Here is a 23,799-nt window from a genome sequence, read left to right on the forward strand (position 1 = left end):
TGGTGTCGGAGGGGCCCGTCAGGTTCCACGCGCGGTGGCAGTCGCCGCCGAGGAGGTCTGGCGCCCCACAACCCGCGGTCGCCGCCCACGGCGCGGCCGCGAACCCGGAGCAGAGCAGCATTGAGCAGCCGCGAATCTGACAGCGCGTACCCGTCCCCCCGCCAGGGTGGCCGCAGGCCCGAGGGCAGCCCGGAGGCGTACCCCTCCGGCACCCCCCCGTACGGCACCGGGCTGCCCGACCGCGGCCCGCAGGGCTCCGCGCCGGAGGAGGACCTGCCCAAGACCGAGACCACGCTGACCACCCGGGTGCGGATCAACATCCCCGGTTCGCGGCCGATCCCGCCGGTCGTGGTGCGGTCCACCGTGAAGAACGAGAAGAACGAGGAGCCCCCGGCCGAGCCCGCGGGCCCCCGGCACCGCTCCTCCGCCGGCCCCTCCCCCGTGCACGGCATGGTCGACCCGGGCCACCGGACGCCCGCGCCGGACCTGCCCGCCGAGTGGCAGCAGACCGAGGCCGCCGCGCCCACCGCCGCTTCCTCCTCCTCGGAGTCGACCGGCGAGTGGTTCCGCCCGCGCCAGAAGACCCAGAGCCAGGCCGGTCCGGTCCCGGCCGCCGCCGGGGCCCCGCGCCCCGCCGCGCAGAACGGCGGCCAGGGCGGCGGCGGCCAGCCCGGGGGCCCGGGCAACGCCCAGGGCGGCCCGCTGCCCACCGGCGCTCCCGCCTCGCCGTTCGGCGGCGACACCGGCAGCCACCCGCTCCCGCAGACTCCCCCGCCGGCGGCCACCAACCCGTACGGCAACGACCCGTTCGCCACCCAGCGCCCGGCCGGTCCGAACGGCCAGGGCGGTCCGAACGGCCAGGGCGCCCCCCGCCGCGAGGCTTTCGCCGGCGGCCCCGGCGAGCGGCCCGGGCAGGGCGGCCCGGGCAACCGGCCCGGCCAGGGGGGCCCGTACGGTCCGCAGGGCGGCAGCCCCTACCCGGGCCAGCAGGGCGGCCGACCCGGCGGCGACCCCTTCGCCACCGGCGGCCCGGCCGCGCGGGACCCGTTCGCCGCCCAGGGCCGCCCCGGCGCGGAGGCCACCCGCGAGCTGCGGATGCCCCAGGGGCCGCAGGGCGGCGGCGACCCGTTCGGCGGCCAGGGCCGCCCGGGCGCCGAGGCCACCCGCGAGCTGCGGATGCCGCAGGGCCCGCAGGGCGAGCCCGAGGACACCCAGATCGGCGGCTTCGAGCCGATCCGCGAGGACACCGCGGCCATACCCGGCCTGCCCACCGCGAACCGCTTCGGCGCCGCGGCCCGCACCGCCCCGCCCGCGGCGGACCCGTTCGGCACCGCCGCGCCCGCCGACCCGTTCGGCACGGCCGCGCCCAAGTCGCCCACGGGTGGCGGCCGGTTCGCCGAGCACGCCTTCGAGCCCGCGCCGCCCTTCCCCGGCTCGCTCGGCAACGGCGCCACCCCGCCGGTCGAGATCGTCCCGGAGCCCGACCCGGACGTCGACGACGAGCCCGCCGCCGCGAAGCGCCGCCCGAGCAAGGCACCCAAGCTGGCGGCGTACGCCGTCGGCGGCCTGCTGTTCGCCGGGGCCGCCGCGTACGGCACCGGTCTGATGCTCAACCAGGCGGACATCCCCAAGGGCACCACCGTGCTCGGCACCGACATCGGCGGCGACGCGCGTGACCAGGCGGTCAGCGTGCTCGACGGCAGTGTCGGCAAGATCGGCCAGCAGCCGATCAAGCTCAAGGTCGGCGCGCAGACCGTGAACCTCGACCCGGCCACCGCCGGGCTGAGCTTCGACACCACGGCCACCGTGGACTCGCTCACCGCCCACAGCTACAACCCGGTGGACGTGATCAGCTCGATCGCCGGGGGCAGCAAGGCCGTCGCCCCCGAGGTCAAGGTCGACCGCGCCAAGCTGAAGGCCGCGCTGGACGCGCTCGGCAGCTCGGCCGGGCAGGGCCTGCAGGAGGGCTTCGTCCGCTTCACCCCGGACGGGCAGACCGAGGTCGTGCCCGGCAAGCCCGGCCAGAAGGTGGACGGCGCCGCCGCCCTCGACCAGGTCGAGCAGGCCTACCGCGACCGCGCCGCGGGCAAGCAGGACACCGTGCTGACCGTGCCGGTGACGGCGGCTCAGCCGAAGTTCGGCCAGGAGGCCCTGCAGGCCGCCGCCGACAGCCTCGGCAAGCAGGTGCTGGCCGGGCCGGTCGCGGTCTACGCCGGGACGAGGCGCTTCGACTTCGGCAAGACCACCGCGGCGAACGCGCTGACGATCGCCCCGGACGCCACCGGCAAGCTCGCCCTCAAGTGGGACCTGGACAAGCTGAACGAGGCGCTCAAGGGCACCTTCGACAAGTCCAAGACCAAGAAGAGCGGTGCTCTGGCGCCGATCACCCCGCAGGACGTGGCGGACGGCATCGCCTCCGTCCTGGGCGGCACCACGGCCAAGGAGCGGACCTTCCGCTTCCCCGCCTGACCGACCCGGCCCAGTGGCCCCGGCGGTGCTCGTGAGCACCACCGGGGCCACTGGCCAATCCTCGCCACTGGCGGGCCATAACCGGACAATCCGACGGTGTTACCAAGACTTGATCGCCGCTCGGTCGACAAGCCGGAGCCCCGTCAGCAGGATGTGCCAGCGTCAGCCACTTCGACCGACGCCGGTCGGCCACCGGCGCGTCGGCCCGCCCGCTCCGCAGGGAGAACCCCCGTTGTCCAAGTCCCGGCTCCCGCACGCCCTGACGGCCACCGTCTCGGCGCTCGCGCTCTCCCTGACGCTCTGCTCCTGCGCGAGCGAGGGGGACACCACCGGGCCGACCGGCCACGGCACCGCGATCAGCCGGGGTGACGACGCCCCCGGGATGACCCAGTCCGACACCAACCCGCACCCGCGCTCGGCGCTGCGCCAGGGCGGCACCCTCACCTGGGCCATCGACCAGTTCTCCACCCAGTGGAACCCGCTGCACGCGGACGGCTCCGAGGCCTCCACCAACGACGTCATGAAGTCCCTGCTGCCGACCTTCTGGCGCTCCGACGCCGGCGGCACCCAGACCCCCAACAAGGCCTACCTGAGCTCCGTCGAGGTGAGCACCAAGGGCGGCAAGCAGGTGGTCACCTGGACGCTCAACCCGGCCGCCCACTGGTCCGACGGCAAGCCGATCACCTGGCGCGACCTGCAGGCCACGTGGCAGGCCCAGAACGGCACCGACAAGGCGTACCGGACCGGCTCGACCACCGGCTTCGACCAGGTCGAGAGCGTCGAGCCCGGCAAGGACGACCGCCAGGCCGTGATGACCTTCAGCTCGCCGTTCTCCGAGTGGCAGTCGATGTTCAACAACGCCGCCAACTCCCCGCTGCTCCCGGCCGCGTACGCCGGCACCCCGGAGCTGTTCAACACGGCGTTCGCCGGCAACATCCCCGTCTCCGGCGGCCCGTTCAAGCTCGAGACGATGGACCGGGACGCCCGTACGGTCACCGTGGTGGCCGATCCCTCCTGGTGGGGCGACAAGCCGCTGCTCGACCGGATCGTCTTCAAGGCGGTCAACACCGGGGACATGGCGGACGCCTTCGCCAAGGGCCAGGTCGACTTCTTCAACAACGGCCCCAACGCGGCCGGGTACAAGAAGATCCTGGCCACCCCGGACGGCGTGGCCCGCCGCTCGGGCGGGCCGAACCTGCGCCAGCTGGTGCTCAACGCCAAGCGCCCGCCGATGGACGACGCGACCGTGCGCCGGGCGCTCTTCCAGGCGATCGACCGCGAGACCATCACCCGCTCCGACCTGGACGGCCTCGACTGGCCCTACACCCCGATGAACAACCACTTCCTGGTGCCCGGCCAGAACGGCTACCAGGACAACTCGGGCGGCCTGAGCCGGTACGACCCGAACGCCGCCGCCCAGGCCCTGCAGGCGGCCGGCTGGCAGCTCGGCGACGGGGCGGTGCGCACCAAGGACGGCAAGCCGCTGGAGCTCACCTTCGTCGTGCCGGCCAGCAACGCACTGGCGGCCAACGAGGGCAAGCTGATCAGCTCGATGCTGGCGAAGGTCGGCGTGAAGATCGACGTGACCCCGGTGGACGCGGGTGACTTCTTCAGCAAGTACGTCTACCCGCACCAGTTCGACCTGACCGTCTTCGCGCTGCTCGGCACGCCCTTCCCCGCCACCAACGGGACGTCGACCTACCAGCAGGGGGCCGGCTCCAACTACGCCCAGACCGGCAGCGCGGCGCTGGACAAGGCGATGGCGGACGCCGCTGCGGCCGACAGCCCCGAGACCGAGGCGGCCGCGCTCAACCGCGCCGACGCCGAGGCGTGGCAGGTCGCCGGGCTGGTGCCGCTGTACCAGCGGCCCTCGGTCTACGGGGTCCGCAAGTCGGTGGCCAATCTGGGCGCCCCCGGTCTGTCCGACGTCGTCTACGAGAACGTCGGGTTCGAGCGGTAGCGGGGCCGGGGGTCGGCGGAAGCGGATGCGGGAGGGGGGCTCGGCAGCGGGGGAATACACGGCGAATACTCGCCACTGGCGTGAAATTGCCAGCCGGGGCACCGTAAGAAGCGGCTGGTTGATTATGGTCCACGCCACCTTCGGAGCGCCGGAATTTCCTCCGATGCACCCGAAAACCGCACTGTCCGATAGTCGGACACCTGAAGCCCAGGGGCATACGGCGGATTCGGGACATATCGGGCACTTGATCTACGCGCGTCAAGTCGACCCAAGGGCGGCCATCGCGTCCTGATAACGGACCCGGCCGAGTCGCGTTACGGACGCGTGAACAGCTCTGATGCCGGTATGTCCGGATTTGTCCGTCTCAGTCGAGGCTTGTCAAGAGGTCTGGAACTACGAAGTGGTTGACATTCCAGCACAATGCAGGAAATGCGCGGCCAGCAACTGAGGAACTCTTGACGTTCGATAAACGACTTGCGAGAGTCCGTGCGATCACCTTTTTTGCAGCCGCTACACGCCGGGCGGGAGCTCCAGCACCATGACTAACCCCACTCAGGCCGAGACCGAGGCCGACACCCTCGGGACGGCCGACACCCCCAGCCAGACCGAGGCCACCAACGCCGCGGTCTTCCGGGGGCTGTCCCCTGGCCAGCTCATGTGGCGCCGCTTCAAGCGCGACCGCACGGGTGTCATCAGCGCCATCGTCGTGCTGCTGTTCATCCTGATCGCGATCGCGGCCCCGCTGATCTCGATGCTCTACGGCAAGGACGCCACCACGCCGTACGGGCAGAACGACCCGAGCCTGCTGAGCGACTCCGGCATGCCGTTCGGCACCGGCGGCATCAGCGGCGACCACTGGCTCGGCCTGGAGCCGCAGCTCGGCCGCGACATCTTCATGCAGCTGGTCTACGGCATCCGCACCTCGCTGATCGTGGCCTTCGCGACCACGCTGCTCACCACCGCGCTGGGCATCGTCTTCGGCCTGGTGGCCGGCTACATCGGCGGCAAGACCGACTACTTCATCGGTCGGGTGATCGACATCCTGATGTCCTTCCCCTCGCAGATCTTCCTGGTCGCGACCATGCCGATCGTGCTGGGCCTGTTCGTCGCCAACGACGAGGCCACCCCGACCTGGCTGCCGTTCATCGCGGTCACCCTGGTGCTCTCCGGCCTCGGCTGGATGTCGCTGGCCCGCATCCTTCGCGCCACCACGCTCTCACTGCGTGAGCGCGAGTTCGTCGAGGCCGCCAAGGTCACCGGCGCCTCGCCGATGCGGATCATCTTCAAGGAGCTCCTGCCCAACCTGTGGACCCCGATCCTGGTGCAGTCCACCCTGGCGCTCCCGGCCTTCGTGACCGCCGAGGCGGGTCTGTCCTACCTCGGCGTCGGCATCACCGAGCCGACCCCCGACTGGGGCCGGATGCTCGCCAACGCAGCGGACTACCTGCAGACGGACATCACCTTCCTCCTCGTCCCCGGTCTCGCGATGATCATCTTCGTGCTTGCCTTCAACCTCCTGGGCGACTCCGTGCGAGACGCCTTCGACCCGAAGACCAAGCGCTGACGGTCCGCCAGTCGCGGCTTCACCACCCAAAGTCTCCGGGGGGATCGGCACGCCCGCCCCGGGCAACCCACCGAATCACCAGGCATCTTCCATAACAGGCAGGATGAACATGAACGCACGTAAGTCGGCGAGGCTCGCAGCCGCCGTCATGGTTGTCGGGGCTCTCACCGTCACCACCGCCTGCTCCAGCAGCAAGTCCGGTGGCGGCGCCAACGGTGCTGCTGCCGCCACCCCCACCGCGAAGGTCGCCTCCATCGCCGTCGGCAACGCTGCCGACTCGACCGGCCCGGCCGTCCCGCAGGCGGGTGCCAAGCCGGGCGGCACGGTCAACATGATCGACCGTGACGACTTCTCGCACCTCGACCCGGCCCAGGTGTACCTCAACACCAACGCCGAGGTCTCCCTCCTCTTCACCCGTGGCCTGACCGGTTACAAGGTCGCCGCGGACGGCTCGCAGAAGCTCGTCGGTGACCTCGCCACCGACACCGGCACCACCACCGACGGTGGCAAGTCCTGGAAGTTCACGCTGAAGGACGGCGTGAAGTGGCAGGACGGCACCGCGATCACCTCGGCCGACGTCAAGTACTCGATCGAGCGCACCTTCCAGTCGTTCATCAAGTCCGGCCCGACCTACCTGCAGACCTGGCTGGCCGGCGACGACTACCGCAAGGCCTACGCGGGCCCCGACGCCGGCGACCTGCCGGGTGTCGCGACCCCCGATGCCAAGACGATCGTCTACACCTTCAAGGACGCCCACCCGGACGCGAACTTCACCTTCGCGATGACCGGCTACGGCATCGTGCCGAAGGCGCACGACACCAAGGAGGCGTACGACAAGAAGCCGTTCTCCTCGGGCCCGTACCAGATCGTCGAGCACGTCACCGACAAGTCGCTCGACCTCGAGCGCAACCCGAACTGGGACCCGAAGACGGACCCGATCCGTAACGCGTACCCGGACAAGTGGCACATGGAGTTCGGCGTCCAGGGCAAGGACGGCGCCCAGCGCTTCATGGCCGACAACGGCACGGACAAGAACGCCTTCTCGTTCCACCTGACCGTTCCGGCCGAGTTCGTGGACAAGGTCAAGAACGACACCAAGCTGAAGGACCGTACCCTCAACGGCCTCACGCCGTACGTGGACTACTACTTCATCAACAACACCCGCATCACGGACCCGAAGGTCCGCGAGGCGCTCATCCGGGCCTTCCCGCACCAGCAGACCCGTCAGATCGAGGGTGGCACCAGCTACGGTGACTACGCCACGACCTACATGAGCCCGACCGTCCTCGGCTACGAGGCGTCCGACCCGTTCGACACCCTGAAGAAGCCGCAGGGTGACCCGGAGGCCGCCAAGAAGCTGCTCGCCGACGCGGGCAAGTCCGGCCAGACGATCGTCTACGCCTACAACAACACCCCGACCAACCAGAAGGTCACCGAGGCGATCCGCATCGCCCTCGAGGCGGCCGGCTTCAAGTTCGTCCCGAAGCCGCTCGACCCGAAGACCTACTACGACGCCATCGGTGTCGTGAAGAACGAGTACGACCTGTACTGGGGTGGCTGGGGCGCCGACTGGCCGACCGGTTACACCTCGCTGCAGCCGGTCTGGGACGGTCGCGCGATCGCTGACGGCGCCTCGAACTACGCGCACGTCAACGACCCCGAGATCAACTCGGCCATCGACGCCGCGGTGAAGATCGCCGACCAGACCGAGCAGGGCAAGGCCTGGGCGAAGATCGACCAGATGCTGCAGAAGAAGGCCGTCTCCATCCCGGACGTGTACCAGCGCTCGCTGAGCCTGTACGGCTCCAACCTCGGTGGCGTCACCTTCGACTCCATGCAGGGCCTGCAGTACCCGCTGAACATCTTCGTCAAGAGCTGATCTCAGCACCTCGCGGTAACCCCGGCAGGGGTCCGGCGCGCCTCACCCTGGCGCGCCGGGCCCCGGCCTCCGGCCCATCTGCCCCACCCGCCCTGCTCCGCCCACCGCACTCGCAGCCGGCGCCCCGATCAGGAGAGCCCGACCCATGCTCCGTTTCCTCGTCCGCCGTTCACTCGGCGCCATCGTCATCCTGCTGATCATCAGCATGGTCACCTTCGCGCTCTTCTTCGCCATCCCGGCGGACCCGGCGCGCCTCTCCTGCGGCAAGGTCTGCACCCCCGAGAACCTGGCCCTCATCCGGCACAGCATGAACCTGGACAAGCCGGTCCCCGAGCAGTACTGGGACTGGCTGACGAGCATCTTCGTCGGGCGTGACTACTCGGCGGGCCACTGCAGCGCCCCCTGCTTCGGCTACTCCTTCGACAAGAAGGAGATGATCACCCACACGCTGCTCGACCGGTTCCCGACCACGCTGTCGCTGACCATCGGCTCCGCGATCATCTTCGTCATCTTCGGTGTCGGCACCGGCATGCTGGCCGCCCTCAAGCAGGGCAAGGCCGTGGACAAGATCGCCAGCTCCGCCTCGCTGCTCGCCTCCTCGATGCAGATCTACGTCGCCGGCCCGCTGGCCCTCTGGGCGTTCTGCTACTCCACCGACTGGCTGAGCCTGCCGACCTACGTGAACTTCACCGAGGACCCGCTGGGCTGGGCCGGCGGTCTCCTGGTGCCGTGGATCGTTCTCTCGCTGATCTGGACCGCCAACTACACCCGTATGACCCGCTCCTCGATGGTCGAGCAGCTCTCCGAGGACTACGTCCGGACGGCGCGCGCCAAGGGCATGTCGGGCCGTGCGGTCTTCCTGCGCTACGCCTGGCGCGGCGCGATGGGCACCATCGTCACCGTCTTCGGCATCGACCTCGGTGTCCTGCTCGGCGGCGCGGTGATCACCGAGACCACGTTCAACCTGCACGGCCTCGGCGGCCTGGCGATCGACTCGTACAAGCAGTCGGACCTCTCGATGCTGGTCGGTGTCACCATGGTGGCGTCCTTCCTGATCGTGCTGTTCAACATCATCGTCGACGCCGTCTACGCCATGATCGACCCGCGCATCCGTCTGGCCTGACCCCCGGCCGACACACCTGGCCGCCCCGCAGTTCCGACCTCACGTACCACACCGAGGAGCCCTGTCCATGACCACCCAGGCCAAGCCCGAGGGAGCGACCGCCTCCGGCGGCAGCTCGTCCTTCCTCTCCGTCCGCGACCTCTCGGTCCGTTTCAGCACCGAGGACGGCGTGGTCCGGGCCGTGGACAACCTCTCCTTCGAGCTGGAGGCGGGCACCACCCTCGGCATCGTCGGTGAGTCCGGCTCCGGCAAGTCGGTGACCAACCTGGCCATCCTGGGCCTGCACAACCCGGTCAACACCGAGATCACCGGGTCCATCAAGCTGCAGGGCCAGGAGCTGGTGGGGGCCACCAACCGTGAGCTGGAGAAGCTCCGCGGCCACACCATGTCGATGATCTTCCAGGACCCGCTGACCGCGCTCTCGCCGTTCCACACGATCGGCAAGCAGATCGGCGAGACCTTCCAGAAGCACACCGGCGCCAGCAAGTCCGAGGCCCGGGACCGCGCGATCGAGATGCTGACCAAGGTCGGCATCCCGCAGCCCAAGACCCGGGTGGACAACTACCCGCACCAGTTCTCCGGCGGTATGCGCCAGCGCGCGATGATCGCCATGTCGCTGGTCTGCAACCCGGCCCTGGTCATCGCCGACGAGCCGACCACCGCGCTCGACGTGACCGTCCAGGCGCAGATCCTCGACCTGCTCAAGGACCTGCAGCAGGAGATGGGCACCGCGATCATCCTGATCACCCACGACCTCGGCGTGGTGGCCCGCACCGCGCAGAACGTCATGGTGATGTACGCGGGTCGCGCCGTGGAGCGCGGCACCGTCCGCGAGGTCCTCAAGAAGCCGCAGCACCCCTACACCTGGGGCCTGCTCTCCTCGATGCCCAGCCTCTCCGGCCCGGTCGACGTCCCGCTGACCCCGGTTCGCGGCACCCCGCCGAGCCTGATCAACCTGCCGACGGGCTGCCCGTTCAACCCGCGCTGCGACCACATGGAGCAGGTCGTGGGCGGCAAGTGCACCTCCGAGCGCCCGCCGCTCTCCCCGCAGGGCGGTCACGCCACCGCCTGCCACCTGTCCTCCGGGCAGAAGCAGGACATCTTCATCGACCAGATCCAGCCGCGGCTCGGCTGAGAGGGACCGGTTAACCACCATGAGCAACGAACTGACCCTCGAGAAGGCCGGCGCCAAGACCCCTGCCGGTGAGACCCTGCTGGAGCTCTCCGGGCTGCAGAAGCACTTCCCCGTGATGGACGGCTTCCTGTTCAAGCGCCAGGTCGGCGCCGTGCACGCCGTCGACGGCGTGGACCTGACCGTCTCCGCCCAGGAGGCGGTCGGCCTGGTCGGCGAGTCCGGCTGCGGCAAGTCGACCCTGGGCCGCCTGGTCACCCGGCTCTACGAGCCCACGGCCGGCACCATCAAGTACCAGGGCAAGGACATCTCGCACGCGAACCGCAAGGAGCTCGCTCCGATCCGGTCCGAGATCCAGATGATCTTCCAGGACCCGTACTCCTCGCTGAACCCGCGCCAGACCGTCGGTGCGATCATCGGCGCGCCGATGGAGATCAACGGCATCAACCCGCCGCAGGGCGTCCAGCGCCGGGTCCAGGAGCTGCTGGAGACCGTCGGTCTCAACCCCGAGCACTACAACCGCTTCCCGCACGAGTTCTCCGGCGGTCAGCGCCAGCGCATCGGCGTCGCCCGCGCGCTCTCGCTCAACCCGAAGCTGATCGTGGCCGACGAGCCGGTCTCGGCCCTGGACGTCTCGATCCAGGCCCAGGTCGTCAACCTGCTGCAGGAGCTGCAGAAGGACCTCGGCATCGCCTTCCTCTTCATCGCCCACGACCTCGCGGTCGTCCGGCACTTCTCGCAGCGCGTCGCGGTCATGTACCTCGGCAAGATCGTCGAGATCGCCGACCGCAAGTCGCTGTACGAGAGCCCCCGGCACCCGTACACCCACGCCCTGCTCTCCGCCGTCCCCGAGGCCGACCCGGACGACCACCGCGAGCAGATCCGCCTCAACGGCGACGTGCCCTCCCCGATCAACCCGCCGTCCGGCTGCCGCTTCCGCACCCGCTGCTGGAAGGCGCAGGACAAGTGCGTGACGGAGGAGCCGCCGCTGGTCCAGCTCTCCGGCAACGCCGAGGGCCACCTGACGGCCTGCCACTTCCCCGAGGAGGGGGCGGCGGCCGTCCCGGCCCCGCGCGACGCGAAGTAAGCGGCACGAACCCCGGAGGGGCGAGGAACCTGGTTCCTCGCCCCTCCGGGGTTTCCTACTGCTCCTGCGCGTTCGGGTCCGGCTTCCCGAGCCGTTCCTCCGCGCTGAGCTCGATCTCGCGCTCCTCGGCGAAGTGACAGGCCGAGTCGTGCGCCGCCAGCTGCTGGAGCCCCGGCCGGACGATCAGCGGGGGCTCCTCCACCGCGCAGATCTCCTGGGCCTTCCAGCACCGCGTCCGGAACCGGCAGCCGGAGGGCGGATTGGCCGGCGAGGGGACGTCGCCCTCCAGCACGATCCGGTCCCGGGAGTCGCGCGCCGTCGGGTCCGGCACCGGCACCGCCGAGAGCAGCGCCTGGGTGTACGGGTGGGTGGCGTGCTCGTAGATCTCCAGATCGGTGCCGAGCTCGACCATCTTGCCCAGGTACATCACGCCGACCCGGTCGGAGATGTGCCGGACGATCGAGAGGTCATGGGCGATGAACATGTAGGACAGGTTGAACTCGTCCTGCAGCTTCTCCAGCAGGTTGATCACCTGGGCCTGCACCGAGACGTCCAGGGCCGAGACCGGCTCGTCGCAGATGATGATCTCGGGCTTCAGAGCCAGCCCGCGGGCGATGCCGATCCGCTGGCGCTGCCCGCCGGAGAACTGGTGCGGGTACCGGTTGATGTACTCCGGGTTGAGCCCGACCACGTCCAGCAGGTCCTGCACGGCCCTGCGCCGCTCCCCCTTCGGGGCCACCTCCGGGTGGATCTCGTACGGCTCGCCGATGATGTCACCCACCGTCATACGGGGGTTGAGCGAGGTGTACGGGTCCTGGAAGACCATCTGGATGTTCCGGCGGACGGCCTTCAGGGCGGCACCCGAGAGCTTGGAGATCTCCTGGCCCTTGTACCGGACCGAGCCGCTGGTGGCCGGCTCCAGGTTCATCAGCACCTTGGCCAGCGTCGACTTGCCGCAGCCCGACTCCCCCACGATGCCGAGCGTCTCGCCCTGGACCAGGTCGAAGGAGACGCCGTCCACGGCCTTGACCGCGCCGACCTGCTTCCGGAAGATGATGCCCTCGGTCAGCGGGAAGTGCTTGACCAGGTCGCGGACCTCGAGGATCGGCTCGCCGGACGCCACCTCCTTCTCGAACGCCGCCGACTGCGGCACTGGAGCACCCAGTGCGCTGGCTCCGTTACTCGTCATGGAGGGTCTCCTTCCAGAAGAAGCAGGCGCTGCCACGCCCGGCCGGCTCCGTCCCGTCGTCCTCGGTCACCTGGAACAGCTTGGGGATCTCCTGCCGGCAGATCTCCTGGGCGCGCGGGCAGCGGGGGTTGAAGGCGCAACCCGGCGGGATCCGCAACAGGTTCGGTGGCAGGCCCTTGATCGCGTAGAGCTCCTCGCCCTTCTGGTCCAGGCGGGGGATGGAGTCCAGCAACCCCCGGGTGTACGGGTGCGCGGGCCGGGCGTAGAGCTCGCGCACGGGGGCGGTCTCGACGATCCGGCCGGCGTACATCACGGCGATCTTGTCGGCGACGTCGGCGACCACGCCGAGGTCGTGGGTGATCAGGATCAGGCCCATGTGGTACTCGGCCTGCAGCTCGGCGAGCAGGTCCATCACCTGCGCCTGCACGGTGACGTCCAGGGCGGTGGTGGGCTCGTCGGCGATGATCAGGTCCGGCTCCAGGGCCAGCGCCATGGCGATCATGATGCGCTGGCGCATGCCGCCCGAGAACTGGTGCGGGTAGTCGCCGACCCGCTGCTTGGCGGCCGGGATGCGCACCCGGTCCATCAGCTCGACCGCCTTGGCCTTGGCGTCCTTCTTGGAGGCGCCCTGGTGCACCCGGTACATCTCGCCGAGCTGCGCGCCGACGCTGTGCACGGGGTTCAGCGCCGACAGCGCGTCCTGGAAGATCATCGCCATCTGGGCGCCGCGGACCTTGCGGCGCTCCTCGGCACCCAGCTTGAGCAGATCGCGGCCCTTGAAGAGGATCTCGCCCTCGGTGATGTGGCCGGGCGGGCTGTCCAGGATGCCCATGACGGCCTGCGCGGTGACGGACTTCCCGGAGCCCGACTCGCCCAGCACCGCGAGCGTCTCACCGGCCCGCACGGAGTAGTTCACCCCGTTGACGGCCTTGGCCACACCGTCCCTGGTCCGGAACTCCACGTGCAGGTCGCGGACGTCGAGCAGCGGAGCGTCCTGGGTGTCGACCGTCTCCCCCCGGGGGGCGTGCGACGGACTGCTCAGACTGGTACTCATGGCTGGTCTGGCCTCTCTCAGCGCAGTTTGGGGTCGAGAGCGTCACGGACCGCGTCACCGAGCATGATGAACGCCAGCACGGTGAGGCTGAGCGCCCCGGCCGGGTACAGCAGCGTGTGGGGCGCGTTGCGGAAGGTCTCCGCGGCCGAGGAGATGTCGATGCCCCAGGAGACCGTCGGCGGCTTGAGCCCGACCCCGAGGAAGCTCAGGGTGGCCTCCAGCGCGATGTAGGTCCCCAGTGCGATGGTGGCGACGACGATGATCGGTGCGACGGCGTTGGGCAGGATGTGCCGCAGCATCAGCCTGGCGTTGCCGGCCCCGAGCGCTCTCGCCGCCGTCACGTAGTCCTGCTGTTTGGCGGTGATGACGGCGCCCCGGCCGATGCGGGCGAGCTGCGGCCAGCCGAGCACCACGATGAAGGCCACCACGATCCAGATCGACTTGCTCGGGACGACCGAGAGGAAGACCAGACCGCCGAGCAGGATCGGGATGCCGAAGAAGACATCGGCGACCCGCGAGATGACCGAGTCCGTCCAGCCGCCGAAGAAGCCGGCCAGACCGCCCAGCACGGTGCCGGTCAGCGCGGCTCCGGCGGTGGCGCAGACGCCGACCGTGATGGAGGCGCGGGCACCGTGGACGGTACGGGAGTAGACGTCGCAGCCCTGGTTGTCGAAGCCGAACGGGTGCCCCGACTCGGCGCCCTGCTGGGACTTCGACAGGTCGCACTTGAGCGGGTCCACCGAGGTGAACAGGCCCGGCCAGATCGCCATCACGACCAGGAAGATGATCAGCAGCCCGGAGATGATGAAGATCGGGTTCCGGCGCAGGTCCCGCCAGGCGTCCTGCCAGAGACTGCGCGCCTCGACCCGCTCGTCGACGGTCGGCGTCTCCGGGTGGTCCTCCAACCGCTCCGCCTTGATTAAAGTCTGCGCTTCCATGGTGCCGAGGTCGAACTGCCGGCTCTCCACCGCGCTCGGCATGTCCAGCTCTTCGTTGCCGGCCTCCGCGAGCGGGTCGGACTCGTTGTACTTGTCCTGGTCAGGCATACCGGATCCTCGGGTCCAGGACCGCGTAGAGCAGGTCGACGAGCAGGTTGGCGGCCAGGTAGACGATGACCAGGATGGTCACGAACCCGACCACGGTGTTGGTGTTCTGGCGGACGATCCCCTGGTACAGGTAGAACCCGACGCCGTGGATGTTGAAGATCCGCTCGGTCACCAGCGCACCGCCCATCAGCGCGCCCAGGTCGGTACCGAGGAAGGTGACGACCGGGATCAGCGAGTTGCGCAGCAGATGGTTGATCACGACCCGGCGGCGCGGCAGGCCCTTGGCCGTCGCGGTGCGCACGTAGTCGGCCTTGGAGTTCTCCGCGACGGTCGTCCGGGTGAGCCGGGCGACGTACGCGAGCGAGACCGAGGCCAGCACCAGGCCGGGCATGATCAGTGAGTCCAGCGTCAGGTCCTCGCCGGCCGTGGCGGGGAACCAGTTCCACTTCACACCCAGCAGGTACTGCAGCACGTAACCGGTGACGAAGGTCGGGATGGAGATGACGACCAGGGTGAGGACCAGCACGCTGTTGTCCGAGATCCCGCCGCGGCGGAGCCCGCTGATCAGGCCGAAGCCGATGCCGAAGACCACCTCGATGGTGAAGGCGACCGCCGTGAGCTTGATCGTCGCCGGGTAGGCGATGGCCAGCAGCGAGGTGACCGACTGGCCGCTGAAGGTGTTCCCGAAGTCCCAGGTGAACAGCTTGCCCATGTACTTGAGGTACTGGAGCCAGAGCGGGTCGTTGAGGTTGTACTGCTCACGGATCTGTGCCGCGATGACCGGGTCCGGGGCCTTGTCCCCGAAGAGCGCGTTCACCGGGTCACCGAGCGCGTGGACCATGACGAAGATGAGGAAGGTGCTCCCGATGAACACCGGGATCATCTGGAGCAGGCGTCTGATGACGTAGCGTCCCATGCGAACCTCCAGGGGGCCGCCGGAAAGGCGGCGGCCGGACCCACCGGGCCCAGCCGCCGCTGCCGACTACTTGACGGTGATGTCCTTGTAGACCGGGACGCTGAACGGGTCGAGCGTCACGTTCGAGACCTTCGAGGACCAGCCGACGGTGCCGTTCTGGTACCAGAGCGGGATCACCGGCATGTCGGTGACCAGCAGCTTCTCGGCGTCCTGGAACTGGCCGACGGCCGCCGCCTGGTCGCCGTTGGCGTTGGCCTTGCTCACCAGGTCGTCGAACTGCGGGTTGCTGTAGTGCGAGTCGTTCGACGAGGCGTTGGTGAAGTAGAGCGGCTGCAGGAAGTCCTGGATCAGCGGGTAGTCCATCTGCCAGCCGGTCCGGAAGGCACCGGTCATCTGCTTGGTGGTGACCTGGTTGCGGAAGTCCGCGAAGGTGCCCACCGGCCGGCCGACGCACGACTTGGTGTCACCCATGACGTTGTTGATGCTGTTGCAGGCCGCGTCGACCCACTCCTTGTGCGGGCCGTCGGCGTTGTAGCTGATGGTCAGCTGGCCGCCGGGGATGCCGCCGCCCTGCTGGATCAGCTGCTTGGCCTTCGCCGCGTTGAAGGTGCACTCGTCGCCGCAGAGCCCTTCCTTGTAGCCGCCGGCCGCGCCGAGCACCGGCGAGGTCCAGTCCGTGGCCGGGGTGCGGGTGCCGTTGAAGACGACCTTGGTGATGGTGGGCCGGTCGATCGCCATCGAGAGGCCCTGGCGGACGAGCTTGGCGCCGTCGGTGCTCCACTGCGGCTGGTACAGCGGGAAGGAGATGGTCTGGATGATGCCGGCCGGGACGTTCAGGTACCGGCCGTTGAGGTCGGTCTGGATGGTCTTCAGCGCGCTGTTCGGGATGCCGTTGTCGATGTCCAGGTTGCCCGCCTGGAGGTCCGCGTAGGCGGCGTTGGTGTCGGTGTAGACCTTGAGGTCCACCCCGCCGTTCTTGGCCTTCTGGTCGCCGCTGTAGCCGGCGAAGGGCCGCAGCTGCATCTTCTGGCTGCGCGTCCACGAGGTGATCTCGTACGGGCCGTTGCCGATGGGCTTGTTGAGGTAGCCCGCATGGTCGGAGAAGAAGGCCTTGGGCACCGGGTAGAAGGCCGAGTAGCCCAGGGTCGAGGGCCAGGTGGAGAACTTCTGGGTCAGCGCGACGGTGAAGGTGTTGTCGTCGACGACCTTGAGGCCGGACATGGTCTGGGCCTTGGGGCTGCCCTTGGCGGGCGCGACGTCGTCATAGCCCTGGACGTACTGGAAGAAGCTGCTGTTCAGCTGCTTGTTGGTGGCGAGCGCGCCGTAGTTCCAGGCGTCCACGTAGGAGCTCGCGGTCACCGTCGTGCCGTCGCTGAACTTCCAGCCCGGCTTCAGCTTGACCGTCCAGTTCTGCTGGTCGGACGAGGTGATCGAGTCGGCGTTGGCGTTGCTGGGCTTGCTGGTCTTGGGGTCGTAGGCGACCAGGCCCGTGAAGATCATGTTGAGCACCGCGCCGCCGTTCACCTCGTTGGTGTTGACGGGCTCGAGCGGGTTCTGCGGGTCACCCCACCACGCCTGGACGATGCCGCTGGCATTTCCGCCGCCACCGCTGCTGCTCTTACTACTGCTGCACCCGGTGGCCACCAGGGCCACGGATGTTGCCGCGATCACGGCCCAGCGCACTCGGACAGCTGCAGGCATGGAACTCCTCCTCGGGATGTATGACGCATCACACCCCATGAGAAGGGCCGGGCGACGGCGGCGCGACCGCAGTACCGCCGGATGGGTGCCGCCTGAAACGCCGTCGGGCCCACAGTCGCGAGGACTGTGGGCCCGACGGGCTGACGGAAGGTCAGGCCTTCTTGGCGCGCGAGGCCGTGCGGCCGCGGTCCTTGGCGTCCAGGACGACCTTGCGGATGCGCACGGTCTCCGGGGTCACCTCGATGCACTCGTCCTCGCGGCAGAACTCCAGGGACTGCTCCAGCGAGAGCTTGCGCGGCGGGACGATCGACTCGGCAACATCGGCGTTCGAGGAACGCATGTTGGTGAGCTTCTTCTCCTTGGTGATGTTCACGTCCATGTCGTCGGAGCGCGAGTTCTCACCGACGATCATGCCCTCGTACACCTCGGTACCCGGGTCGCAGAAGAGCACGCCGCGCTCCTGCAGGTTGGTCATCGCGAAGGCGGTGACGACACCCGAGCGGTCGGCGACCAGCGAGCCGTTGTTACGGGTCGTCAGGGTGCCGAACCACGGCTCGTAGCCCTCGTGGATCGAGTGCGCGATGCCGGTGCCGCGGGTGTTGGTGAGGAACTCGGTGCGGAAGCCGATCAGACCACGGGACGGGACGACGAACTCCATCCGGACCCAGCCCGAGCCGTGGTTGGACATGTTGTCCATCCGGCCCTTGCGGATGCCCATGAGCTGGGTGACGGCACCCATGTGCTCCTCGGGCACGTCGACGGTCAGGCGCTCGACCGGCTCGTGGGTCTTGCCGTTGACCTCGCGGGTGACGACCTGCGGCTTGCCGACGGTCAGCTCGAAGCCTTCGCGACGCATGGTCTCGATGAGGATGGCGAGCGCCAGCTCACCACGGCCCTGCACCTCCCAGGCGTCCGGACGCTCGGTCTCCAGCACGCGCAGCGAGACGTTACCGATCAGCTCGCGGTCCAGGCGGTCCTTCACCTGGCGCGCGGTGACCTTGCGGTCCTTGACGGCCGACTTGGCGTCGGCGCCCTTGCCGGAGCCGCCCTTGCCGACCAGCGGCGAGGTGTTGGTGCCGATGGTCATCGAGATGGCGGGCTCGTCGACCGTGATCAGCGGCAGCGCGACCGGGTTCTCCGGGTCGGCCAGGGTCTCGCCGATCATGATGTCGCCGATGCCGGCGACGGCGCAGATGTCGCCCGGGCCGGCCTGCTCGGCCGGCTTGCGGGTGAGCGCCTCGGTCATCATCAGCTCGGAGATGCGGACGTTCTGGATCGAGCCGTCACGCTTGATCCACGCGACGGTCTGGCCCTTCTTCAGGTAGCCCTGCTCGACGCGGAGCAGAGCGATGCGGCCGAGGAAGTTGTCGGCGTCCAGGTTGGTGACGTGGGCCTGGAGCGGCGCGTCCTCGTCGTAGGTCGGGGCCGGGACGTGCTCCAGCAGGGTGGAGAAGAACGGCTCCAGGCTGTCCGAGTCGGCCGGGACGGTGCCGTTCTCCGGCTTGGTCAGCGAGGCGACGCCGTCACGGGCGCAGGCGAAGACGATCGGGAACTCGATCTGGTCCTCGTCGGCGTCCAGGTCCAGGAACAGGTCGTAGGTCTCGTTGATGACCTCGTCGATCCGGGAGTCCGGGCGGTCCGTCTTGTTGATGCACAGGATGACGGGGAGGCGGGCGGAGAGCGCCTTGCGGAGCACGAAGCGGGTCTGCGGCAGCGGGCCCTCGGAGGCGTCGACCAGCAGCACGACGGCGTCGACCATCGACAGACCACGCTCGACCTCGCCACCGAAGTCGGCGTGGCCCGGGGTGTCGATGATGTTGATGGTGATCGGCGCGCCGCCGTCCTTGGGGTGGTACTTGACCGCCGTGTTCTTCGCGAGAATGGTGATGCCCTTCTCGCGCTCCAGGTCGTTCGAGTCCATCATCCGGTCGTCGAGCTGCTGGTGGGCGGCGAAGGCGCCGGCCTGCTTCAGCATCGCGTCGACGAGGGTGGTCTTCCCGTGGTCGACGTGGGCGACGATGGCGACGTTGCGGATGTCATTGCGCGTGGGCATGCCTAGCTGATTCTCCCGGAATCGTGGGTTTCGGCGCCCGGCTCACCATCTGCGAACTACCGGCACCCGCCGGGCACGACATGGCACGGCTTCCTCCTATCGTACGGGGAACATCCCAACGGCGAGGAAACGGGCAGGTCCGGACGGGCGGGTGCGCTCAAGATCACAACGCCGGGAGCCGCCCTGGTCAGGCCCGGAAGCCGCCCTGGTCAGGCCCGGAAGCCGATGTCCTGGAAGCGCGGAGTGGTGAAGCCGAAGGCGCCGGCGTTCGAGACGGTGGTGCGGACGGCGACCAGATCGGGGCGCTGGTAGAGCGGCACGGAGTGGGCCAGCTGCCAGATCCGGGCGTCCGCCTGCTGGAGCAGCGCGAGGCGGGACTTCTCGTCCAGGGTGGCGGTGGCCTGGTCGAAGAGGTGGTCGATCTCCTCGGTGCCGGCGCGGGCGTAGTTGCGGCCGACCAGGGGGAGGCCGTCCGGGCCGGGCTGGGGCTTGGCGTAGCGGGCGCGCTCCTCGGCCGCCGGATCGGCGGCGCCGGGCCAGGAGAACAGGGCCAGGTCGTAGTCGCCGGTGGCCAGGTGGTCCTTGACGAAGGCGTCGAAGGGGACGGGCTGCAGGTGGACCGCCACCCCCACGGCGGCCAGGTTGGCCGCGATCGAGTCGGCGGTGCGGCGGGCGGTCACCGAGCCGTCCGGGACGAGCAGGCTCAGGGCCAGCTCCTTGCCGTCCTTGTGGCGGGTCTGCCCCTCGGTCTTCCAGCCGGCCCGGTCGAGCAGGGCGGCCGGGGCCTCGGTGCCGGCGCTGGAGCTGTTGTCCTGGTAGCCCTCCTGGCCGGCCAGGAGCAGGTGGCTGCCGAGCGCGGTGGCCGGCAGGCCCAGCGGGCCGAGCGCCGCGGCGGCCGCCTGGCCGCGGTCGACGGCGTGCGCGAGGGCCCGGCGGACGGTGGTGTCGGTGAGCGGGCCCCGGGCGGCGTTGAGGGTCAGCTGGGTGAGGGCCGCGGCGGGGGCCCGGTGCAGGGCGAGGCCGGGCAGGGCCTCGGCCCGCTTGAGCGCCTGGGCGCTGGCCTGGGCCAGCGCGGCGGCGTCCGGCGGGGCGGCGTTGCCCGCGGCACCCGTGGGCACCGCGCGGTCGACGGTGGTGGTGAGGGCGGCGATGTCGAGCTTGCCGCCCTCCAGGGCGTCCAGCCGGGCGGCGGGCGCCGTCGCCAGGAAGTCGATCGCCGCCGCCTTGGCGGTCTCCCCCCACCAGCGGGGGTTGCGGGCCAGGCCGACCCGGCCGTGCTCGGCGTCGTACGTGGCGACGGTGAACGGCCCGGCCGACTTGCCCGGGGTGGTCAGGGCCTGGTTGAACGCGGCCGGGGTGGCGGTCACGGCGGCCGGGTAGAGCGGGCTGAAGAGTGAGCGCCAGCCCGCGTACGGCTGCTTGAAGGTGACCTTGACCTGGTGCGGGTCGTCACCCTGGGCGACGGCGCCGATCACCGCGTAGCCCGGCGGGTGCTCGCCGTGGAAGGCCGGGTCGGTGCCGGCCAGGGCGTGCCACTGGGCCGTGAAGTCGGCGGCCGTGATCGGGGTGCCGTCGCTCCAGACCGCCTTCGGGTTGAGCCGGTAGGTGACGGCCTTGCCGTCGGGGGCGGCGTCGGCTCCGGCCAGGAAGTCCGCGTCCGGGGAGGGGTGGGCGTGCTCGTCCAGCCGGAAGAGGCCGGGCAGCAGGGCCTGGGCGAGCAGGGCGGAGTCGGCGGTGGCCTCGGGCTGGTAGACGTTCAGCGTGGCCGGGACGGTGTCGAGGGCCCAGCGGAGCGTGCCGCCGTCCCGCAGCTGGCTGCGGGACGCGGTGGTGATGCCGGCGGCGCCGGTCTGCGACGAGCCGTGGTCCGTCGAACAGGCGGAGAGCAGCAGGACGGCGGCGGCAACGGCAAGGCGGCGCATGGCTCCTCCGGCGGTCGGTCAGCTGACCCGACAATCAGAGCGCCGCATGGCGCGGAGCTCGCGGAGGACACGGCGTACAGGTCCGCAGGAGCACCCGGTTGCAGCATCCAGGGGCGCAGTTCCTCGCGCCCCTGGGTAGTGCACCTGGCCCGCGCAGCGAAAGGGTCACATCGTCAGTTCGAACCAGACGATCTTGCCGTTCGGAGTCCGCCGGCTGCCCCAGCGTTCGGCGAGGAGGCTGACGAGTTGGAGGCCGCGGCCGCCCTCGTCGGTCTCCTGGGCGCGGCGTTGGCGGGGCTGGGCGTAGCCGTCGTCCCAGACCTCGCAGACCATGGTGCGGTCGCGCAGGAGCCGGAGGCGGATCTCGCCGCGGCCGTGCCGCAGGGCGTTGGTGACGAGCTCGCTGACCAGGAGCTCGGTGGTGTCGACCAGGTCGTCGAGGCCGCGCACCAGCAGCCAGCCGCAGGCGAGTTCGCGGGCCTTGGCGACGGAGGTGGGCTCGGAGGGGAGCCGCCAGTCCCCCACCGCGTCCTCGGGCAGCGCCTGCACCTTGGCCATCAGGAGCGCGATGTCGTCCTCGCCGTGGTGCGGGATGAGCTCGTCCAGGACTTCGTCGCAGAGCTGCTCCAGCTGCTTGGAGCCGCCGGTGAGGGCGGTGCGGAAGGCCCGCAGGCCCTCGTCCAGCTGGTGCTTGCGGGACTCGACCAGACCGTCGGTGTAGAGGCCGAGCACCGCGCCGTCCTCGAGGGTGACCTCCACCTCCTCGAAGGGCTCGCCGCCGACGCCCAGCGGCAGGCCGGGCGGGACGGCGAGCATCTGCGCGGGCTCGCCCTCGGTGAGCAGGGCGGGCGGCAGGTGGCCGGCGTTGGCGAAGACGCAGCGCTGGGTGACGGCGTCGTAGACGGCGTAGATGCAGGTGGCGAGGTAGAGCTCTGGGTCCTCGCCGGGTGAGCTGGTGTCGCCGCCGAGGCCGCGGGCGATCTCGTCGAGCGCGGTGAGCACCTCGGCCGGGTCGAGGTCGAGCATGGCGAGGGTGCGCACGGCGGTGCGCAGCTGGCCCATCGCGACGGCGGCGCGCAGGCCGCGGCCCATCACGTCGCCGATCACCAGGGCGGTACGGCTGCCCGGCAGCGGGATGACGTCGAACCAGTCGCCGCCGACCTCGGTGTTGTTGTTGCTGGGCAGGTAGCGGCGGGCGATCTCCAGGCCGGTGGCGGCCGGGTTGCCCGGGGGCAGCAGGCTGCGCTGCAGGATCAGGGCGCGCTCGTGCTCGCGGCGGTAGAGCCGGGCGTTGTCCACGCAGACGGCGGCGCGGGCCACCAGCTCCTCGGCGATCGCGACGTCCCGCGCGTCGAACGGCTCGCTGCCGATCGCGCGGGAGAGCTGGACCAGGCCGAGCACCTGGTCGCGGGCGACCAGCGGCACCACCAGGGTGGAGCGCAGCAGCGGGTCGGGCCCGGGCTGGGGCACCACGCTGCGGCCGGTGCGCAGGGCGCGGGCGTGCGGGGAGCGGCGGGGGTAGCAGAGGGTGCCGCCGGCCTCGGCGACGGTGACGGTGCCCTCCGGGCCGAGCACGCTGGCGGCGCCGCCGACCACGCTGGAGACGGCGACCCGGCGCAGTTCGCCGCAGCCGTCGGCCTGGCCGGGGCCGGCCGAGATCGGGCCCGCGTCGCCGCTGAGCAGGGCGGTGTAGAGGTCGACGCTGGCCAGGTCGCAGAACTGCGGGACGATGACGTCGAGCAGCTCCTTGGCGGTGGTCTCCAGGTCGAGGGTCGAACCGATGTGGCTGCTGGCCTCGTTGAGCAGCGCGAGGCTGCGCCGGACCCCGGCGGCCTCGCGCTCGGCGACATGACGGCTCGTCACGTCCAGGACCTGGCCCGCGACTCCCATCGGGTGCCCGGCGGAGCTGTTCAGCCGGTAGAGCGAGATCGCCCACCGGCGCACGCCCTCGCTGCGGCCGGTGCGGGGCGCGGCGGCGACCCGCGGGGCGGTGCCGGTGAAGCGCAGGTCGAGCACCGGCTCGCCGCTGGCCAGCACCTTGCGCATCGCCAGGGCGAGCCGGTCGGCCTCCCCCGGCAGGAACAGGTCGTGCGGGCCGAGGCCCTCGAACTCGGTCCGGGGCAGGCCGATCCCGGCCGCGAAGGCGTCGTTGACGCGCTGCAGCTTCAGGTCGAGGTCGAAGAGGAAGAAGCCGGTGGGCGTCTGGCCGAAGACCGCCTCGGAGGCGGCCAGGTCGGTCTCGATCCGGCGCAGCCGCCCGAGGTCCACGGCCAGGCAGGTCGCCCCGGCGGCGCCGGAGGTGGCGCAGTCCGGCATCACGTACAGCTCGGCCAGGCTCTCGCTGCCGGCGCCGTCCCGGTACGGGGCGGTGCCGATCCACTCCTCGCCGGCCAGGATGCGCTCCAGGCGGGACCGGCCGCGCTGCCACAGCTCGCGCGGCACGAAGGCGGTGACCGGGTCGGCGCCGACCGCCTCGGTGGCGGGGACGCCGAAGAACTCGGCGGCGCGGCTGCTCCACTGGCTGATCAGACCGTCCGGCCCGATCGCGAAGGTGGCGACCCGGATGTAGTCGTAGATCGAGCCCGGTTGCCCGTAGCCCCAGCCGCCCGGCAGGCCTTCGGCCTCGGCGGGCCCGGCCTGTCCGGGTACGGCGGCATGGTCGCTGCCGCTCGGCGCGCTCCATGCCGGGATGCTGTTCAACGGA

At 70.3% G+C, this 23,799-nt stretch carries 15 protein-coding genes; 7 read left to right on the forward strand and 8 right to left on the reverse strand.

Annotated features, from left to right (window positions below; genetic code table 11):
* Positions 1-120 precede the first annotated feature (120 nt).
* The 7 genes from ABT095_RS02605 (at position 121) to ABT095_RS02635 (ending at position 11,214) form a co-directional block, all read left to right on the forward strand.
* Entirely contained in the window at positions 121-2,469 is a 2,349-nt protein-coding gene (locus ABT095_RS02605; protein WP_350527405.1) for a peptidoglycan binding domain-containing protein, read from the forward strand.
* 232 nt (positions 2,470-2,701) lie between these two features.
* Complete coding sequence (locus ABT095_RS02610; RefSeq protein WP_350527406.1) at positions 2,702-4,429, forward strand: ABC transporter family substrate-binding protein; 1,728 nt, start codon at positions 2,702-2,704, stop codon at positions 4,427-4,429.
* A gap of 538 nt (positions 4,430-4,967) precedes the next feature.
* Entirely contained in the window at positions 4,968-5,993 is a 1,026-nt protein-coding gene (locus tag ABT095_RS02615) for an ABC transporter permease (RefSeq protein ID WP_350527407.1), read from the forward strand.
* 109 nt (positions 5,994-6,102) lie between these two features.
* Positions 6,103-7,872, forward strand: coding sequence for an ABC transporter substrate-binding protein (locus ABT095_RS02620; protein ID WP_350527408.1), 1,770 nt, complete (start codon positions 6,103-6,105; stop codon positions 7,870-7,872).
* 145 nt (positions 7,873-8,017) lie between these two features.
* Positions 8,018-8,995, forward strand: coding sequence for an ABC transporter permease (locus tag ABT095_RS02625; RefSeq protein ID WP_350527409.1), 978 nt, complete (start codon positions 8,018-8,020; stop codon positions 8,993-8,995).
* Positions 8,996-9,062: 67 nt separating this feature from the next.
* Positions 9,063-10,130, forward strand: coding sequence for an ABC transporter ATP-binding protein (locus tag ABT095_RS02630; protein ID WP_350527410.1), 1,068 nt, complete (start codon positions 9,063-9,065; stop codon positions 10,128-10,130).
* A 19-nt stretch (positions 10,131-10,149) separates the two neighbouring features.
* Entirely contained in the window at positions 10,150-11,214 is a 1,065-nt protein-coding gene (locus tag ABT095_RS02635) for an ABC transporter ATP-binding protein (protein ID WP_350527411.1), read from the forward strand.
* Between the two features lie 55 nt (positions 11,215-11,269).
* Here the strand turns inward: ABT095_RS02635 and ABT095_RS02640 are convergent, their stop codons facing one another.
* The 8 genes from ABT095_RS02640 to ABT095_RS02675 all read right to left on the reverse strand — a co-directional run bounded on the left by ABT095_RS02640 (position 11,270) and on the right by ABT095_RS02675 (position 23,795).
* On the reverse strand, positions 11,270-12,403 hold the full coding sequence (locus ABT095_RS02640) for an ABC transporter ATP-binding protein (RefSeq protein WP_350527412.1): 1,134 nt from the start codon (positions 12,401-12,403) through the stop codon (positions 11,270-11,272).
* Positions 12,393-13,457, reverse strand: coding sequence for an ABC transporter ATP-binding protein (locus tag ABT095_RS02645; RefSeq protein ID WP_350527413.1), 1,065 nt, complete (start codon positions 13,455-13,457; stop codon positions 12,393-12,395). The genes ABT095_RS02640 and ABT095_RS02645 overlap by 11 nt, the downstream gene beginning before the upstream one ends.
* 17 nt (positions 13,458-13,474) lie before the next feature.
* Positions 13,475-14,437: an ABC transporter permease gene (locus ABT095_RS02650; RefSeq protein ID WP_350527606.1), complete on the reverse strand. Its 963-nt coding sequence runs from the start codon at positions 14,435-14,437 to the stop codon at positions 13,475-13,477.
* Positions 14,438-14,495: 58 nt separating this feature from the next.
* A complete protein-coding gene (locus ABT095_RS02655; RefSeq protein WP_350527414.1) occupies positions 14,496-15,419 on the reverse strand; it encodes an ABC transporter permease in 924 nt (307 codons plus the stop codon).
* A 66-nt stretch (positions 15,420-15,485) separates the two neighbouring features.
* Positions 15,486-17,120 carry a peptide ABC transporter substrate-binding protein gene (locus ABT095_RS02660; RefSeq protein WP_350527415.1) on the reverse strand — a complete coding sequence of 545 codons (1,635 nt, stop codon included), beginning with the start codon at positions 17,118-17,120 and terminating at the stop codon, positions 15,486-15,488.
* A 151-nt stretch (positions 17,121-17,271) separates the two neighbouring features.
* A complete protein-coding gene (typA, locus tag ABT095_RS02665) occupies positions 17,272-19,173 on the reverse strand; it encodes a translational GTPase TypA (protein WP_350527416.1) in 1,902 nt (633 codons plus the stop codon).
* Positions 19,174-19,382: 209 nt separating this feature from the next.
* Positions 19,383-21,095, reverse strand: coding sequence for an ABC transporter family substrate-binding protein (locus ABT095_RS02670; RefSeq protein ID WP_350527417.1), 1,713 nt, complete (start codon positions 21,093-21,095; stop codon positions 19,383-19,385).
* 165 nt (positions 21,096-21,260) lie between these two features.
* Positions 21,261-23,795, reverse strand: coding sequence for a SpoIIE family protein phosphatase (locus tag ABT095_RS02675; protein ID WP_502884801.1), 2,535 nt, complete (start codon positions 23,793-23,795; stop codon positions 21,261-21,263).
* Positions 23,796-23,799 lie beyond the last annotated feature (4 nt).

Source organism: Kitasatospora sp. NPDC002227, from assembly GCF_040296285.1.
Taxonomy (GTDB): Bacteria; Actinomycetota; Actinomycetes; order Streptomycetales; family Streptomycetaceae; genus Kitasatospora.

Coding starts and splice junctions, on each gene's coding strand:
- ABT095_RS02650 (WP_350527606.1), bottom strand. CDS start 14,437: ATGCCGAGCGCGGTGGAGAGCCGGCAGTTCGACCTCGGCACCATGGAA.
- ABT095_RS02620 (WP_350527408.1), top strand. CDS start 6,103: ATGAACGCACGTAAGTCGGCGAGGCTCGCAGCCGCCGTCATGGTTGTC.
- ABT095_RS02630 (WP_350527410.1), top strand. CDS start 9,063: ATGACCACCCAGGCCAAGCCCGAGGGAGCGACCGCCTCCGGCGGCAGC.
- ABT095_RS02660 (WP_350527415.1), bottom strand. CDS start 17,120: ATGCCTGCAGCTGTCCGAGTGCGCTGGGCCGTGATCGCGGCAACATCC.
- ABT095_RS02670 (WP_350527417.1), bottom strand. CDS start 21,095: ATGCGCCGCCTTGCCGTTGCCGCCGCCGTCCTGCTGCTCTCCGCCTGT.
- ABT095_RS02655 (WP_350527414.1), bottom strand. CDS start 15,419: ATGGGACGCTACGTCATCAGACGCCTGCTCCAGATGATCCCGGTGTTC.
- ABT095_RS02645 (WP_350527413.1), bottom strand. CDS start 13,457: ATGAGTACCAGTCTGAGCAGTCCGTCGCACGCCCCCCGGGGGGAGACG.
- typA (WP_350527416.1), bottom strand. CDS start 19,173: ATGCCCACGCGCAATGACATCCGCAACGTCGCCATCGTCGCCCACGTC.
- ABT095_RS02615 (WP_350527407.1), top strand. CDS start 4,968: ATGACTAACCCCACTCAGGCCGAGACCGAGGCCGACACCCTCGGGACG.
- ABT095_RS02625 (WP_350527409.1), top strand. CDS start 8,018: ATGCTCCGTTTCCTCGTCCGCCGTTCACTCGGCGCCATCGTCATCCTG.
- ABT095_RS02640 (WP_350527412.1), bottom strand. CDS start 12,403: ATGACGAGTAACGGAGCCAGCGCACTGGGTGCTCCAGTGCCGCAGTCG.
- ABT095_RS02635 (WP_350527411.1), top strand. CDS start 10,150: ATGAGCAACGAACTGACCCTCGAGAAGGCCGGCGCCAAGACCCCTGCC.